We start from the raw sequence: 15,159 nt of genomic DNA, 5'->3' as shown, positions 1-15,159 counted from the left end.
GCTCAGCTCCGGTCCGGGGCGCCGATGGGGGGGCGATCGGCCATGTCGGCCAGCACTTCGGCGACATGGCGCACGGCCACCGGCACGCCGAGCCGCGACAGTTTCCCCGCCATGTTGAGCAGGCAGCCCATGTCCCCGGCGAGCAGCGTGCCGGCGCCGGTGCGCCGGACATCCTCCGCCTTGTCGGTGACCATGCGGTCGGAGATCGCGGGATACTTGACGCAGAAGGTGCCGCCGAAGCCGCAGCAGGTTTCCGCTCCCGGAAGCTCGGTGATGGTGAGCCCGCCGACCGAGCGCAGGAGCCGGCGGGGCTGCTCCTTCACCCCCAGCTCACGCAGCCCCGAACAGGAATCGTGATAGGTCACGACGCCCTCGAACCGGGCGTCGACCCGGCCCATGCCGCGGACGTCGACGAGAAACGAGACCAGTTCGTGGCTGCGCTTGGCGAGGTGCTGGGCGGCGAGCGCCATCTCCGGCTCGTCGGCGAAGAGCTCCGGGTAGTGCTCGTGCAGCATGCCGCCGCAGGAGCCGGACGGCGCCACCACATAGTCGACGTCGGCGAAGGCGGCGATGACCTGGCGCGCGACGCGCTTGGCCTTCTCCCGGTCGCCGGAATTGTAGGCCGGCTGGCCGCAGCAGGTCTGCGGCGGCACGACGACGGTGCAGCCGGCCGCCTCCAGCAGCTTCACGGCGGCAAAGCCGACCGTCGGCCGGAAGAGGTCGACGAGGCAGGTGACGAGGAGGCCGACCCGGCAGGGCGCGGCGTTGGGGGGAGTGTCCATCAGGGTGCGGAGAATGGGCGTCGCCGGAACAGGGGTCAACGGGCGCCCGCTGCGTCAGCGGGCCTGCGGCGGCTGGACGTCCCGCGGCAACAGCAGCCAGTAGCCGCCCCGCGACTTCATCAGTCCGGCCCGCTCGGACGCCTCCTTGCCGAAGCCCCAGAAGACGTCGCCGCGCACCGGCCCGCGAATGGCGCCGCCGGTGTCCTGGGCGACCATCAGCCGCCGGACCCGCGCCTGGGTGGACAGCGGATCCTCGGCGTCGAGCCAGACCGGCACCCCGTAGGCGACGAAGCTGGGGTCGACCGCGAGGCTCCGGCCCGGGGTCAGCGGTACGCCCTGCGCACCGAGCGGCCCATCGCCCTTCAGTTCGCGGAAGAAGACGTAGGACGGGTTCTCGTGCATCAGCCGGCGTCCCTCGGCCGGATGGGCGGCGAGCCAGCGGCGGATGCTCGGCATGCTCACCTCTTCGCGCGGGATTTCCCCGCGCTCGGCCAGGAGCCGCCCGATCGGGACATAGGCGTGGCCGTTCTGGCCGTCGTAGCCGACCCGGACCACGGTTCCGTCGGCGAGGCGGACCCGCCCCGATCCCTGAATCTGGAGGAAGAAGGCGTCGACCGGGTCGTCGACCCAGAGCAGTTCCAGGCCGCGCCCGGCAAGCGCGCCGCCCTCGATCTGGGCACGGTCCGCATAGGGGCGGAGGCGTCCGCCCTCGATCCGGCCGGCGATGCGCTGCCCGCGCAGTGCCGGACGGAACTGCCCGAGATCGACCTCGACGAGGTCCGGCGGCCGGCGCAGCAGCGGAACCGCGAAGCGCCCGCCGCGGGAGCGAGCGCCGGCCAGCAGCGGCTCGTAGTAGCCGGTGAAGAGACCCTCGGGCTGCTCGCCGTCGAAGGCCCGCCACGGCCGGAAGCGCGTCTCGAAGAAATGCCGGGCCGCCGCATCGCCCGGCGCAACCTGGGCCGCGGCGGCACAGATCAGCGTCCAGTCGGCGACCCGTCCCGCCAGCCCGTCCGGGCCGACCGGACGACCGGGCTCGCCCGCCACCAGCCGCTGGCACGAGCGGGCGAGCGCGGGCAGGGCGGCGGCGTGGTGATCGCTCGTCCACCCCGGCAGGTCGGAAAAGCGCGCCGGCGCCAGGCGGAGGACCGGGGCCGGGGCCTCGGCCGGCGGCGCCGCCGGCCCGGGAGCGGGCGGGTGTTCCGCGGCGCAGGCGGCGAGCAGCAGCATCGTCGCGGCGGCAGCGATCCGCCGCAGCGGCATCCGGAACATGCGGCTATTGCGGCGTCGCGGTCGCGACGAGCAGCCAGTTCGGGTCCCGCGACCGGGTGTCGCGGGCAAAGGTCCAGAGATCGACCAGTTCCACGGTCTGACCGGGCTCACCGTCGACGACCTTTCCGGAAGCGTCGCGAACGACGTTGATCTGGTCGGAGACGAAGCGGACGGTGACGAAGGCGGTCCGGCCTTCGAGGTGGGCCTCGTGCAGGTCGGCGGCCTTGATCGCCACGATTGTCGTCTCCAGCGTCTGCTTCTGCAGTTCGCGCTCGCGCACCGCGTCCGAGAAGCGCTGGAACACCGCGTCGTTGAGCAACGGCCGCAGCGTCTGGACGTCGCCGGCGGCGAATGCTCCGACGATCATCTCGAACGCCGCACGGGCGCCCTCGGCGAAGCTGTCCGCATCGAAGTTCGGATCGACCGCCCGGATCTGGGCCGCCCCGGCGGCCGGGCTGTTCGGCATGGTCTCGCGCGGCGCCGCGATGTCGCCCTCGCGCTCGGCCTCCGCCACCGGCCCGTCGTCGCGGGCACCGTCGCCTCGCGGCGGCAGCGGCACGACCTTGCCGTCGTCGACCTCGGCGCGGCGGCGGGAGCCGAAGAGGTCCCGCGGCGGCCGCTCGTTGCCGGTACGGCGGCCGAGCACGCTGCGCAGTCGCAGGACCAGGAAGGCCGCGATCATCGCGAAGAGAATGATGTCGAAGAGCTGGAAGCCGCTGTTCATCGAACCCGCCTCGGGGACGCCGGATGCCGTGTGTCCGGGCTCCCGCGCCCAATGGCTTGCACACGGCCCGATCCAGTGTAGATAGGACCATGGCTCAGACTAGGCAAGCATGCGCGCCACGGTTCCGTTCCTTATCCTGTCCATTCCGCTGATCGAGATCGCCTTGTTCCTCGTCGTCGGCGACCTCATCGGGGTCGCGGCGACGCTGGCGGCGACCGTGGCGGCGGCGCTTCTCGGCATTCTCCTCATCCGCGGGCGCGGGGTGGCGGCGCTGCGTCAGCTGCGGCCGGGGGACGGGGTGGCAGCCGTGCCGGTTGCGGCCATGCTGCGCGGCGCGACGATGGTCCTGGCCGGAATGCTGCTCCTGGTTCCGGGCTTCCTCACCGATCTCCTCGGCCTGTCGTTGCTGCTGCCGCCGGTCCGCCGGCGCATCGGCGCGGCCATCGGCCGCCGATTCCGCCCGGTCCCGGCCGGACCCGGCTTCGGCCCGGGACCGATCATCGACGGCGATGCGGTGATCGTGGACGACGGGGCGGCGCCGGAGCGCCGGCCGCCGGCAGGTCCGCCGGCGCAACCGATCCCGCCGGGCCGGACCCTGCGCAGTGGCCCCCTTTGACGAGACGGATGCGACGATGATCCTGGTGCGACACGGCCAGTCGGAGTTCAACGCGGCCTTTTCGGTGACGCGGGTCGATCCCGGCATCCACGATCCGCGGCTGACGGACGAGGGCCGCCGCCAGGCAGCGCTGGCCGCCGAAGCGCTCGCCGCCATGCCGGTGCGTCGGCTGGTCGCCAGCCCCTACACCCGGGCGATCGAGACCGCCGAGATCATCCGCGGCGTCCTCGGGCTGCCGCTGACGGTGGACCCCATCGTCGGCGAGCGCGCGGCCTATGCCTGCGACGTCGGCTCGATGACCAGCCAGCTCAAGGCCCGATGGCCGCATCTCGGCCTCGATCATCTCGACGAGCGCTGGTGGCCGGAGATGGAGGAGCCGGAGCACCGGCTGCTCGACCGCTGCGCGCGCTTCCGCGCCGCGATGGCAGCCCGCGAGGACTGGCGGCACGTCGCGGTGGTTACCCACTGGGGGTTCATCCGCGGCCTGACGGGCAAGCGCGTCGGCAACGGCGCGGTCGTGCCATTCGACCCCAACGCTCCGGCGCCGACCGTGTTCGAATAGTCGTGCGCGGCTTGGCCGGACCGGACGATCCGTGCTAGTGCGCCCCCGCCGCGCATCCCCGAGGGACCATGACCGACCAGAATCCAGCCGCCGCAACGGGCGCCCCCGTCGCCATCAATGCCCAGTACATCCGCGACCTGTCGTTCGAGAATCCGAACGCGCCGCAGATCATGGCGGAGCTGCGCGAGCCGCCGCAGATCGAGGTCAAGGTCGACGTCAAGGTCCGCAGCCTCGCCGAGAGCATCTTCGAGGTCGTGCTGTCGGTCTCGGCCACGGCCACCGTCAACGAGAAGAACGCCTTCGTCGTCGAGCTCGAGTACGGCGCGGTGGTGACGCTGGGCCCCGACCTGCCGCAGGAACATTACGGCGCGGTGCTGCTGATCGAGATTCCGCGCATGCTCTTCCCGTTCGCCCGCCAGATCATCGGCGACGCGACGCGGGAAGGCGGGTTCCCGCCGCTGCTCCTCAATCCGATCGACTTCGCCGACCTCTACCGTCGCCAGCAGGAAGCCCAGCAGCAGCAGGCCGGGCCCGGCAACGGCAGCGCGCACGCCTGAACCGGCGGCGGGCAAGGCACCCCGTCCGTCACGCCAGCCAGAGCGCGCCCTTGATCTTCCTCAGGAAGGCCGCGTGCGCCTCCGCCTCCGCCCCGGTCGGGGCATGGGGACGGGGTGCGCGCGGCACGCGCACCACCGCGACGCGACGCTCGACCACCATCGTCGTCTCGGCCGTCAGCCCCAGGCCCTTCTGGCGACCGCCGGTCAGCTCCAGGTAGACTTCGGCCAGCAGTTCCGCATCGAGCCGGGCGCCGTGCCGGACGCGGGCGCTGGTGTCGATCCCGAAGCGACGGCACAGCGCGTCCAGGCTCGCCGGCGCGCCGGGAAAGCGGCGGCGCGCCATGGTCAGGGTATCGACCGCACGGGTCGGCGGGATCGGCGGGTGGCCGATCCGCGCCAGCTCCGCGTTCACGAAGCGGAGGTCGAATTCGGCGTTGTGGATGACCAGCGGATCGTCGCCGATGAAATCGAGAAAGTCGGCACACATCTCGGCGAAGACCGGCGCGCCGACGAGATCGGCATCCGAGATGCCGTGCACGGCATAGGCATCCGGATCGACCGCGCGCTCCGGATTGATCCGCGACACGTACTCGGCCCCGGTGCGCACGCCGTGGTGCAGTTCCAGGCAGGCGACCTCGATCAGCCGGTGGCCGTCCCGCGGATCGAGGCCCGTCGTTTCGGTATCGAGCACGATCTCACGCATGCGGCCGCCTCCGTCGCATCCGGCCGCCGGCGGCCGAGGTCCGGCGCAGGATAGCCGCCAGCCGCCGCCAGGTGAATCCGCGGCCGAGGCCGGTCGGCACCACCCAGTCGGCGCGTCGCCGCTTCTCGGCATCGGGCGTCTGCTGGGCGAGGATTCCGCGGAATCGCGCCTCCGTCATGCCCGGTCGCCGCAGCACCCGCTGCCGCTGCAGGAAGGACGGCGCCGACACCACCACGACCCGGTCGCAGTACCGTTCGTTGCCCTTCTCGAAAAGCAGCGGGATGTCGAGCACCACCACCGCAGTCCGCCGCCGGCGATGGCGCGTCAGGAAGGTCCGCGACGACCGGCGGACGAGCGGATGCACGATCGCCTCGAGGCGGCGCAGCGCGGCGGCATCGGCGAACACGATCCGGCCGAGCGCGAGACGGTCGACGGCGCCGTCGCGGACGACGCCCGGAAAGGCCGCGCCGATCGGCGCCACCGCCGCCCCGCCGGCGGCGAGCAGCCGGTGCACCGCCGCGTCGGCGTCGTGGATCGGCACTCCCATGCGGCGGAACATCGCGGCCGCCGTCGACTTGCCCATGCCGATCGAGCCGGTGAGGCCGAGGACGATCAAGCCGGCTACCCCAGGACGATCCGCCGCAGGTCGGCGGTCACCTCCGGCGCCCGGCCGAACCAGCGCTCGAAGCCGGGCCGGGCCTGGTGCAGCAGCATGCCGAGGCCGTCGACCGTGCGGTTGCCGCGTGCCGCCGCCGCCGCCAGCAGCGGCGTGACGAGCGGAACATAGACGATGTCCGCGACCACCGCCGAGCGCGGCAGCAGGGTGAGATCGAGATCGAGCGGCGGCTCGCCGGTCATGCCCTGGGTCGTGCCGTTGACCAGCAGGCCGACGCCGTCGAGGGCGGCGCGACGGTCCGCCCAGTCGACGACGGTGATTCCGCCGAGGTCGGCCGCCAGCGCCTCCGCCCGCGCCCGCGTCCGGTTGGCGATGCGGATGTCGCGGACGCCCACGTCCTGCAGTGCCGCCACGATCGCGCGCACCGCGCCGCCGGCGCCGACGATCGCGGCCGGGCCGGCGGCAGCCGACCATTCCGGTGCCGCCTCGCGCAGGCTCTCCAGGAACCCGAAGGCATCGGTGTTCGTGCCCTCGAGCGCGCCATCCGCGGAGACGACGACGGTGTTCACCGCCCCGATCCGCCGGGCCAGGTCGTCGATCCGGTCGAGCGCCGGCAGCACCAGCTCCTTGTGCGGGACCGTCAGGTTGCAGCCGGCGAAGCCGAGCACCGGCAGCGCCCGCACGGCCTCCTGCACCCGCTCTGGCCGGACCGCGAGGGGGACGTAGGCGCCGTCGATCCCGTATTGCTGGAGCCAGTACCCGTGCAGGCGCGGCGACCGCGAATGCGATACCGGCCAGCCCATCACCCCCGCGAGCCGCGCCTTGCCGGTCAGCATCATCGTTCCAGAACCCCGTGTTGACGCAGGAAGTCGAGCAGCGGCAGCAGCGGCAGCCCGAGGATCGAGAAATGGTCGCCCGCGATCGCGGCGAAGAGCTGGGCGCCCGGCCCCTCGAGCCGGTAGGCCCCGACCGAGGACAGAACGGCCGTTCCCTCCAGGGCGAGGTAGTGATCGAGAAACCGATCGCTGAATTCCCGCATCGTCAGCGCCGGCCGGGCCCGCTCATGCCAGAGCCGCTCGCCGTCGCGCACGACGCAGACGCCGGTCGCCAGCACATGGGTCCGCCCCCGCAGCGCCACCAGATGCGCCCGCGCATGGTCCATGTCCGCCGGCTTGTCGAACCACTGGCCGCCGCATTCGAGGATCTGGTCGGCGCCGACGACCAGCGCGCCCGGATACCGCTGCGAGACGCGCCGGGCCTTCGCCAGCGCCAGGGCGTCGGCCGCGCTGGCCGCGTCCGCTCCGGCCCCGCGCAGGCTGCGCTTGATCTCCTCCTCGTCGACGGCGGAGGAGACGATTTCGAACGCCACGCCGGCCGCTTCGAGCAGCATGGCCCGCGTGCGGCTGCTTGAAGCGAGGATCAGTCCGCTGGCCCGCGGCGCGGCGCCGGGTCCCGGCGTCACGGTGCGGGGGTGCCCTGGCGACGCGCCAGAAGCTGCATGATGGCGGCGGCGGTTTCCTCGATCGAGCGGCGGCTGACGTCGATCACCGGCCACCGGTGCTGGCTGCACATGCGGCGGACGAAGGCGATCTCCTGGCGCACGGATTCGAGGTCGACATAGTCGCCGCCCTCGTGGTCCTGGATCATGCGCAGCCGCTGGCGGCGAATCTCGACCAGGCTTTCGGGATCCTTCGTCAGGCCGACGACGAGCGGGCGCGTGACCTGGAACAGTTCCTCCGGCGGCGGCACGCCCGGCACGATCGGAACGTTGGCGACCTTGATGCCGCGATTGGCGAGATAGATCGCGGTCGGCGTCTTGGACGTCCGCGAGACGCCGGTCAGCACGACGTCGGCAGCATCGAGATTCCACAGCCCCTGCCCGTCGTCATGGACGAGCGCGAAGGTCATCGCGTCGATGCGGTTGAAATACTCGGCATCGAGCGCGTGTTGCCGCCCCGGCTGGCCGCGGCTGCGCCGCCCGAGATAGCTGGCGAAGGCGCCGATGATGGGATCGAGGATCGGGATCGTCGGCACCTGAAGCCGGCGGCAGGCGCCCTGGAGCAGCCCGCGCAGCGCCTCGTCGACCAGGGTGAAGAGGACGACCCCGGGATTGGCCTCGATGCCGGCGATCACCCGCTCGACCTGGGCCCGCGTCCGGACCATCGACCAGGTGTGCTCGACCGGTTCGACGTCCTCGAACTGCGACACGCAGGCGCGTGCCAGGCCGTGCACGGTCTCGCCGGTCGCGTCCGACACCAGATGGAGATGGAAGGTCTTGCCCACGGCTGGCGACCCTACCCGGTTTTTGCGGCGCTGTGGACAATCCAGCGTCGTCCTCGGCATCGGCCGCGGCATGCCCGCCTCGCGGGAAGCATTCGCCGCTTCGCGCGGGTCCCATCGATTCCGCCACGCGGCCGGAATGCCGGGGGCGTCCGTCGCCGCCGCGAGGCAATCCCCAGGTTTCACCCTTTGCGGAATCGCCGCGCTTGCGGTTGTTCGAGCGGGTCCGTGCCGGGTTGTCGACTCCTCGCGGGGTCGCCGGTCGCAATCTGTGGACAAGTTCGGGACGGGGTGCGGGCTTCGGTAATCCCCACCATCCACCGCGTCACCACAACATCTACCACTTCAAGAGATTCGCTCTAGAAGGTAGGAGGGAACGGGGGACGGGGATGAAACGCACCGGCAAACCACTGCTCGACACGCTGAACGGCACGGTTCCGGACCGGCCGCCGGTCTGGTTCATGCGCCAGGCAGGTCGCTACCTGCCCGAGTACCGGGCCCTCCGCAGCCAGGCCGGCAGTTTCATGGACCTCTGCCTCGATCCGGTCCGCGCGGCCGAGGTGACGCTGCAACCGATCCGCCGCTATGCCATGGACGGGGCCATTCTCTTCTCGGACATCCTGATCGTCCCCCATGGCCTCGGCATCGCGGTCGCGTTCCGCCAGGGCGAGGGACCGGTACTGACGCCGACCGGCCCCGACGACCCGCTGCCGGAGTTCGCCGCCGGTCGGTTTTCGGCTCGCATCGCGCCGATCCTGGAGACGGTCCGGCGCGTCAAGGCCGCACTTCCGCCGGCGGTCACCCTGATCGGCTTCGCCGGCGCGCCATGGACGGTGGCGACCTACATGGTCGAGGGCGGCTCGAGCCGGGACTTTGCCCGGACCAAGGACTGGGCCTTTCGCGCGCCGGAGCGTTTCGACCGCCTGATCGACCGCCTCGTCGACGCCACCATCCACTATCTCCGCGCCCAGGCCGACGCCGGCGCCGAAGCGCTGCAGATCTTCGATTCCTGGGCCGGTGCCCTCCCGCCCGATGCCTTCGAGCGCTGGTCGACCGCGCCCACCGCCCGGATCGTGACGGCAATCCGCGACAGCCATCCGGACGTGCCGGTGATCGGATTTCCGCGCGGCGCGGGGGCTTCGATCCCCTCCTATGCGAGCGGATCAGGGGTCGATGCGGTCGGTCTCGACACCGCGGTGCCGCTCGAATGGGCGAGGTCCGCGATGCCGGACGTCTGCCTGCAGGGGAATCTCGATCCGCGATGGCTGGTCGCCGGCGGTTCCGGCCTCGACGCGCAGGTGCGCCGGATCCGGAGCGCGATGGCGGGCCACCCGTTCGTCTTCAACCTCGGCCACGGCATCGTCCCGGAGACGCCGCCCGAGCATGTCGCCCGGGCCGTCGCCGTGCTGCGTGGGGAGGCCTGACGCGATGGCACGGCTCGCGGTCGTCCTCTTCAACCTCGGCGGCCCGGATGGGCCGGCCGCGGTGCAGCCGTTCCTCGTCAACCTCTTCAGCGATCCCGCCATCATCCGCGTGCCCGGGCCACTTCGCTGGCTGCTGGCGCGCGTCATCGCCCGGCGCCGCGCGCCGATCGCCCGGGAGAACTACGCGCGGCTCGGCGGCGGCTCGCCGCTGCTGGCCAACACCGAGGCCCAGGCCCGGGCGCTGGAGACGGCGCTGGCCGACCTCGGAGAGGTCCGTGTCTTCGTCGCGATGCGCTACTGGCATCCGTTCGCGGCCGAGACGGCCCGGGCGGTCGCAGCCTTCGCACCCGACCGGGTCGTGCTGCTGCCGCTCTACCCGCAATTCTCGACCACGACGACGGCGTCGTCGTTGGCCGACTGGGCCCGGGCGGCGCGCCGGGCGGCGATACGGGCGCCGACCTCGTCCGTGTGCTGCTATCCGCTCGAACGCGGACTGGTCGCGGCGGAGGCGGAACTCGTCCGCGAGGGTCTGGCGATGGCGCGCGAATCGGGCCCGAGCCGGGTGCTGTTCTCCGCCCACGGGCTGCCGGAGAAGATCGTCGCGGCGGGCGACCCATACCAGTGGCAGGTCGAACGGACCGCCGCCATGGTCGCCGAACGCGCCGGCCTCGGCGCCGGAGAGTGGGTCGTGTGCTACCAGAGCCGGGTCGGTCCGCTGGCCTGGATCGGGCCCTCGACCGAGGACGAGATCCGCCGTGCCGGCGCCGACGGGCTGGGGATCGTGGTCGTGCCGATCGCCTTCGTCTCGGAGCATTCCGAGACCCTGGTCGAACTCGACATCGAGTATCGCGAGCTGGCGGACGAGGCCGGCGTCCGGACCTACGTGCGCGTGCCCACGGTCGGCGTGCGGGCCGCCTTCGTCGCCGGGTTGGCCGATCTCGTCCGGGATGCGGCGGGACGGTCGCCCGGATGGGTCCCGCCCGAGGGGCGGCGTCTCTGTCCCGCCGCTCATGGCGGCTGTCCCATCGCCGTCGAGGTGTCGCCGTGAGCGACCTCCTGATCGCCGTCTATCCCTGGACGAAGGCGCTCCACATCATCGCCGTCATCGCCTGGATGGCCGGCCTGCTCTATCTGCCGCGGCTCTTCGTCTATCACTGTGCCGCAGAGCCGGGATCGGCCCAGTCCGAGACCTTCAAGGTCATGGAGCGCCGGCTGCTGCGGGCGATCATGAACCCGGCGATGATCGCCGCCTATCTGTTCGGCGCCGCCGTGCTGTTCACGCCCGGCATCGTCGACTGGCAGGCCGGGTGGATCTACGCGAAGCTCGCTCTGGTCGCCGTTCTGACCTGGCACCACCACCGGCAGGCGAGCTGGCGGAAGGAGTTCGACCAGGACCGCAACCGGCGGCCGGCGCGATTCTTCCGGATGCAGAACGAGGTGCCGACGCTCCTCATGATCGCCATCGTCGTGCTGGTCGTCGTCCGACCCTTCTGAGGACGCACATTCCATACGCAAGGGCTTGTTTGCGTTTGACTTCTTTCCCATGTCTGGCTAACTAGCCGGCAGCGCCGCTCGTCCGGCGTCTCTTCACCCCACTCCCTGCCATCGAACAAGCGGCCGACAACGGCTGCGGCCCGGCCGGCAACCCAGCCGAAGTCCGGCGCATATGAGGCAGGAAGACGGGTCCCTTTACTTCATCACCGTCCAGGGTTCCCCGGATGAACCTGCAAGAACTCAAGCGCAAGTCACCCGCCGATCTTCTGGCTTATGCCGAAGAACTGCAGATCGAGAACGCGAGCAGCCTGCGTCGCCAGGACATGATGTTCGCGATCCTGAAGCAGTTGGCGGACAACGACGTTGCGATCTACGGCGACGGCGTGCTCGAGGTGCTGCAGGACGGCTTCGGCTTCCTGCGCTCGCCGGAGGCGAACTACCTGCCCGGGCCGGACGACATCTATGTCAGCCCGAGTCAGGTGCGGCGCTTCGGCCTGCGCACCGGCGACACCGTCGAGGGGCAGATCCGCGCGCCGAAGGACGGCGAGCGGTACTTCGCGCTCCTCAAGGTCAACGCCATCAACTTCGAGGAGCCGGAGAAGGTCCGGCACCGCATCAACTTCGACAACCTGACGCCGCTCTATCCCGACGAGCGGCTGAAGCTGGAGATCGAGGATCCGACGCGCAAGGAATACACGACCCGCGTCATCGACCTCATCGCCCCGCTCGGCAAGGGGCAGCGCGGCCTGATCGTCGCGCCGCCCCGGACGGGCAAGACGGTGATGCTGCAGAATGTCGCGCACGCCATCTCGCGCAACCATCCCGAGGTCTACCTCATCGTCCTGCTGATCGACGAGCGGCCGGAGGAAGTGACCGACATGGCCCGCTCGGTGAAGGGCGAGGTCATCAGTTCGACCTTCGACGAGCCGGCGATCCGCCATGTCCAGGTGGCGGAGATGGTGATCGAGAAGGCCAAGCGCCTGGTCGAGCACAAGCGCGACGTCGTCATCCTGCTCGATTCGATCACCCGCCTCGCGCGCGCCTACAACACCATCGTGCCGTCCTCGGGCAAGGTGCTGACGGGCGGCGTCGACGCCAATGCGCTGCAGCGTCCCAAGCGGTTCTTCGGCGCCGCCCGCAACATCGAGGAGGGCGGTTCGCTCACCATCGTCGCCACGGCGCTGATCGACACCGGCAGCCGCATGGACGAGGTCATCTTCGAAGAGTTCAAGGGCACCGGAAATTCGGAGATCATCCTCGACCGCAAGATCTCCGACAAGCGCACCTTCCCTGCGATCGACATCACCAAGTCGGGCACCCGCAAGGAAGAACTGCTCGTCGACAAGAAGGTGCTGCAGAAGATGTGGGTGCTGCGCCGCATCCTGATGCCGATGGGCGTCGTCGACGCCATCGAGTTCCTCGTCGACAAGCTGAAGCACTCCAAGACGAACAACGACTTCTTCGACCAGATGAACACCTGAGCGTGCTGTGGAGCGCGCTCAGCCGAACGCGCTCCACAGCATGCGGGCCGAGACGATGGCGAGGAAGGCGGCGAAGACCCGCCGCATCGCCGCCTGCGGGATGGCGTGGGCGAGACGGGCACCGACCGGCGCCATCAGGGTCTGGGTCGGCGCCAGCAGGGCGAACCCGACCAGGCTGACATAGCCGAGCGACCAGGGCAGTCGGTCCGGCTCCCCCCAGCCGGCGACGACGAAGCCGATCGCGCCCGGAATCCCGACGATGAGGCCGACCGCCGACGAGGTGCCGATGGCACGGCGGATCGGGTAGTTGAAGAGCGTCAGTGTCGGCACTGCGAGGGTGCCGCCGCCGATCCCCATGATGGCGGAGAAGCCGCCGATGCCGAGCGCCATCGGGATGCGGCCGAGCCCGGTCGGGATATGGTCGGCGATCCGCGTCTCGCCGCTGACCAGCGCCATGTGGAGCGCGACCACCAACGCGACGATGCCGAAGACGCCGGTGAGCACGGCGGGCCTGGCGCCGCCGCCGATCAGGATGCCGACCGCGGCCCCGGCCAGGATCCACGGTCCCCACGACTTCAGGAAGGCGTCGTCCACCGCGCCCTTGGCGCGGTGCGAGCGCATCGAGTTCCAGGCCGTCGGGATGAGGGTGGCGAGCGAGGTCGCGACGGCCGTGTGCATGCGGACGGACTCGTCGACCTCGAGCAGGCCAAGGGCGATGTAGAGCATCGGCACGATGACGATGCCGCCGCCGACGCCGAGCAGGCCGGCGAGGAAGCCGGCGACGGCGCCGACGATGCCGGCCGCAAGGGCCAGCGTCAGCAGGAACATGGGATCGGTCATGGAATGCACTGTCAGGAAACGGCGACGGCGGCGATCGCTGGGATCGCCGCCGTCCCGGTTGCAGGGACTATGCCGGCAGGATCACGGCATCAGGAGGGTGGAGCCGGTGGTCTTGCGGCTCTCGAGGTCGCGGTGGGCCTGGGCGGCATCCTTCAGCGCATAGCGCTGGGCGATCTCGATCCTGACCGCGCCCCGCAGCACGACGTCGAAGAGATCCTTCGCGGTCTCCTCGAGGTCCGAACGCTTGGCGGTGTAGGTCATCAGCGTCGGCCGGGTGAGGAAGAGCGAGCCCTTGGCGGCGAGGACCCCGGTGTCGAGCCCGGTGACCGGGCCCGAGGCGTTGCCGAAGGTGACCATGGTGCCGAGCGGCTGCAGGCAGTCGAGCGATCCCATGAAGGTGTCCTTGCCGACGCTGTCATAGACGACGGGAACGCCCTTGCCGCCGGTGATCTCCTTCACCCGCGCGGTGAAGTTCTCGCGGGTGTAGACGATCGGGTGGTCGCAGCCATGGGCCTTGGCCAGCGCCGCCTTCTCGTCCGAGCCGACCGTGCCGATGACCGTGGCGCCCAGGTGCTTGGCCCACTGGCACATGATGAGACCGACCCCGCCGGCGGCGGCATGGACCAGGATCGTCTCGCCGGCGCCGACGCGGTAGGTCCGGCGCAGCAGGTAGCGAGCGGTCATGCCCTTGAGCATGATCGCGGCCGCGGTTTCGTCCGACAGGCCGTCCGGCAGCACGATGCAGCGGTCGGCGGCGGTGAGGCGCTCGGTCGAGTAGGCGCCGAGCGGTCCCGAACCATAGCCGACCCGGTCGCCGACCTTGATGCCGGCGACGTCGGGCCCGACCGCGGTCACGGTGCCCGCGCCCTCGAGGCCGATGCCGGACGGCAGCGGCACCTTGTAGAGGCCGCTGCGGTGATAGGTGTCGATGTAGTTGAGGCCGACCGCGCTGTTGCGCACTCGGATCTGGCCGGGGCCAGGCTCGCCGACCGGGACCTCTTCCCACTTCAGGACTTCGGGCCCGCCCGTCTCGTGGAAGCGGATCGCATGCGCCATGGTGATGTCCTCCGAACGTTCGCCCGGCACTCAGCCGAGATGGGTCTTGAAGAAGTCGCGGGTGCGCCCGTTGGCGAGGTCGGCCGCCGCCCGGTCGTAATGCTGCCCGCCGATGCGCGCGAAGGCGTGGTCGACGTTCGGATAGGAATGGAGAGTGACGTGCGGATGGCCCGCCAGGCCGACCTTGACCTTGGCCTGGGCTTCGGGCGGCACGAACTTGTCCTTCTCTGCAACGTGCATCAGGAGCGGCCTGGAGATCGACTTGGCCTCGCCGAGGAGCGCATCGAGACCGACGCCGTAATAGGAGACGTTGCAGTCGGCATCGGAGCGGGCCGCCATGAGATAGGCGAGCTTGCCGCCGAGGCAATAGCCGACGGTGCCGACCTTGCCGGTGCATTCCGGACGGGCGCGGAGATGGTTCATCGTCGCGATGAGGTCGCCGACGCCCTTGTCGACGTCGAAGCCGCCGAAGAGCTGGAAGGCCTTCTGCCATTCGGCATCGGTCTTGTCGGTGATCTGGACGCCGGGCTCCTGGCGCCAGAAGAGGTCGGGACAGAGCGCGACATAGCCGAGCGCGGCGATCTCGTCCGAAATCTCCCGCATCACCTGGTTGACGCCGAACACTTCCTGGATGACGACGACGCCGGGGCCGCGGTTGCCCTTCGGCAGCGACAGGTAGCCGGTGAAGGAACCGCCACCGATGGCGTCGATGGAGATGTCGGGCATGGGCAATCCTCCGATCCTGCATTGGGTCC

General features: G+C 70.7%; 18 protein-coding genes. 7 read left to right on the top strand and 11 right to left on the bottom strand.

Translation table 11 applies throughout. The features are described from left to right. Positions 1–2 precede the first annotated feature (2 nt). From ACE3Q3_RS00305 to ACE3Q3_RS00295, 3 genes are read right to left on the bottom strand one after another with little or no spacing between them, the layout of a single operon-like run. Complete coding sequence (locus ACE3Q3_RS00305; protein WP_374440063.1) at positions 3–782, bottom strand: (Fe-S)-binding protein; 780 nt, start codon at positions 780–782, stop codon at positions 3–5. Positions 783–836: 54 nt separating this feature from the next. Further along, complete coding sequence (locus tag ACE3Q3_RS00300; RefSeq protein ID WP_374440061.1) at positions 837–2,051, bottom strand: murein transglycosylase A; 1,215 nt, start codon at positions 2,049–2,051, stop codon at positions 837–839. Between the two features lie 4 nt (positions 2,052–2,055). Next, positions 2,056–2,775 carry a Tim44/TimA family putative adaptor protein gene (locus ACE3Q3_RS00295; RefSeq protein ID WP_374440058.1) on the bottom strand — a complete coding sequence of 240 codons (720 nt, stop codon included), beginning with the start codon at positions 2,773–2,775 and terminating at the stop codon, positions 2,056–2,058. Positions 2,776–2,884: 109 nt separating this feature from the next. Here ACE3Q3_RS00295 and ACE3Q3_RS00290 point away from each other — a divergent pair, with 109 nt between their 5' ends. The 3 genes from ACE3Q3_RS00290 (at position 2,885) to secB (ending at position 4,510) form a co-directional block, all read left to right on the top strand. Next, complete coding sequence (locus ACE3Q3_RS00290; RefSeq protein WP_374440055.1) at positions 2,885–3,391, top strand: FxsA family protein; 507 nt, start codon at positions 2,885–2,887, stop codon at positions 3,389–3,391. A gap of 16 nt (positions 3,392–3,407) precedes the next feature. Beyond that, positions 3,408–3,953, top strand: a complete 546-nt coding sequence (locus ACE3Q3_RS00285) for a histidine phosphatase family protein (RefSeq protein WP_374440053.1) — start codon at positions 3,408–3,410, stop codon at positions 3,951–3,953. Between the two features lie 68 nt (positions 3,954–4,021). After that, on the top strand, positions 4,022–4,510 hold the full coding sequence (secB, locus tag ACE3Q3_RS00280) for a protein-export chaperone SecB (protein ID WP_374440050.1): 489 nt from the start codon (positions 4,022–4,024) through the stop codon (positions 4,508–4,510). Positions 4,511–4,538: 28 nt separating this feature from the next. Here the strand turns inward: secB and dnaQ are convergent, their stop codons facing one another. The 5 genes from dnaQ to ACE3Q3_RS00255 all read right to left on the bottom strand — a co-directional run bounded on the left by dnaQ (position 4,539) and on the right by ACE3Q3_RS00255 (position 8,112). Further along, positions 4,539–5,213 (bottom strand): DNA polymerase III subunit epsilon, encoded by a 675-nt coding sequence (dnaQ, locus tag ACE3Q3_RS00275; protein ID WP_374440048.1) that lies wholly within the window; start codon positions 5,211–5,213, stop codon positions 4,539–4,541. After that, positions 5,206–5,829 (bottom strand): dephospho-CoA kinase, encoded by a 624-nt coding sequence (coaE, locus tag ACE3Q3_RS00270; RefSeq protein ID WP_374440045.1) that lies wholly within the window; start codon positions 5,827–5,829, stop codon positions 5,206–5,208. Before coaE ends, dnaQ begins: the two co-directional genes overlap by 8 nt. Positions 5,830–5,834: 5 nt before the next feature. Next, positions 5,835–6,668 (bottom strand): shikimate dehydrogenase, encoded by an 834-nt coding sequence (locus ACE3Q3_RS00265; protein ID WP_374440042.1) that lies wholly within the window; start codon positions 6,666–6,668, stop codon positions 5,835–5,837. After that, entirely contained in the window at positions 6,665–7,219 is a 555-nt protein-coding gene (locus ACE3Q3_RS00260) for a nucleoside triphosphate pyrophosphatase (protein WP_374440040.1), read from the bottom strand. The genes ACE3Q3_RS00265 and ACE3Q3_RS00260 overlap by 4 nt, the downstream gene beginning before the upstream one ends. Positions 7,220–7,287: 68 nt before the next feature. Continuing rightward, positions 7,288–8,112, bottom strand: a complete 825-nt coding sequence (locus tag ACE3Q3_RS00255) for a pyruvate, water dikinase regulatory protein (protein WP_374440037.1) — start codon at positions 8,110–8,112, stop codon at positions 7,288–7,290. A gap of 386 nt (positions 8,113–8,498) precedes the next feature. Here ACE3Q3_RS00255 and hemE point away from each other — a divergent pair, with 386 nt between their 5' ends. The 4 genes from hemE (at position 8,499) to rho (ending at position 12,508) form a co-directional block, all read left to right on the top strand. Beyond that, the gene (gene hemE, locus ACE3Q3_RS00250; RefSeq protein WP_374440034.1) at positions 8,499–9,533 is read left to right on the top strand and encodes a uroporphyrinogen decarboxylase; all 1,035 of its coding nucleotides are present in this window, start codon (positions 8,499–8,501) and stop codon (positions 9,531–9,533) included. 4 nt (positions 9,534–9,537) lie between these two features. After that, on the top strand, positions 9,538–10,581 hold the full coding sequence (gene hemH / locus ACE3Q3_RS00245; protein ID WP_374440032.1) for a ferrochelatase: 1,044 nt from the start codon (positions 9,538–9,540) through the stop codon (positions 10,579–10,581). Then, positions 10,578–11,027 carry a protoporphyrinogen oxidase HemJ gene (hemJ, locus tag ACE3Q3_RS00240; RefSeq protein ID WP_374440030.1) on the top strand — a complete coding sequence of 150 codons (450 nt, stop codon included), beginning with the start codon at positions 10,578–10,580 and terminating at the stop codon, positions 11,025–11,027. The genes hemH and hemJ overlap by 4 nt, the downstream gene beginning before the upstream one ends. A 224-nt stretch (positions 11,028–11,251) precedes the next feature. Then, entirely contained in the window at positions 11,252–12,508 is a 1,257-nt protein-coding gene (gene rho, locus ACE3Q3_RS00235) for a transcription termination factor Rho (protein WP_374440028.1), read from the top strand. 18 nt (positions 12,509–12,526) lie between these two features. Here the strand turns inward: rho and ACE3Q3_RS00230 are convergent, their stop codons facing one another. The 3 genes from ACE3Q3_RS00230 to ACE3Q3_RS00220 all read right to left on the bottom strand — a co-directional run bounded on the left by ACE3Q3_RS00230 (position 12,527) and on the right by ACE3Q3_RS00220 (position 15,130). Next, positions 12,527–13,348 carry a sulfite exporter TauE/SafE family protein gene (locus tag ACE3Q3_RS00230; RefSeq protein ID WP_374440026.1) on the bottom strand — a complete coding sequence of 274 codons (822 nt, stop codon included), beginning with the start codon at positions 13,346–13,348 and terminating at the stop codon, positions 12,527–12,529. 81 nt (positions 13,349–13,429) lie between these two features. Then, a complete protein-coding gene (locus tag ACE3Q3_RS00225; protein WP_374440022.1) occupies positions 13,430–14,404 on the bottom strand; it encodes a quinone oxidoreductase in 975 nt (324 codons plus the stop codon). Between the two features lie 30 nt (positions 14,405–14,434). Beyond that, complete coding sequence (locus ACE3Q3_RS00220; protein WP_374440019.1) at positions 14,435–15,130, bottom strand: dienelactone hydrolase family protein; 696 nt, start codon at positions 15,128–15,130, stop codon at positions 14,435–14,437. Positions 15,131–15,159: the final 29 nt, after the last annotated feature.

The sequence above is a fragment of the Allostella sp. genome (genome assembly GCF_041913585.1).
GTDB lineage: Bacteria > Pseudomonadota > Alphaproteobacteria > ATCC43930 > Allostellaceae > Allostella.
Note: the sequence above shows the minus strand (reverse complement) of the source record. Positions and strands in the feature narration are given on the sequence as shown.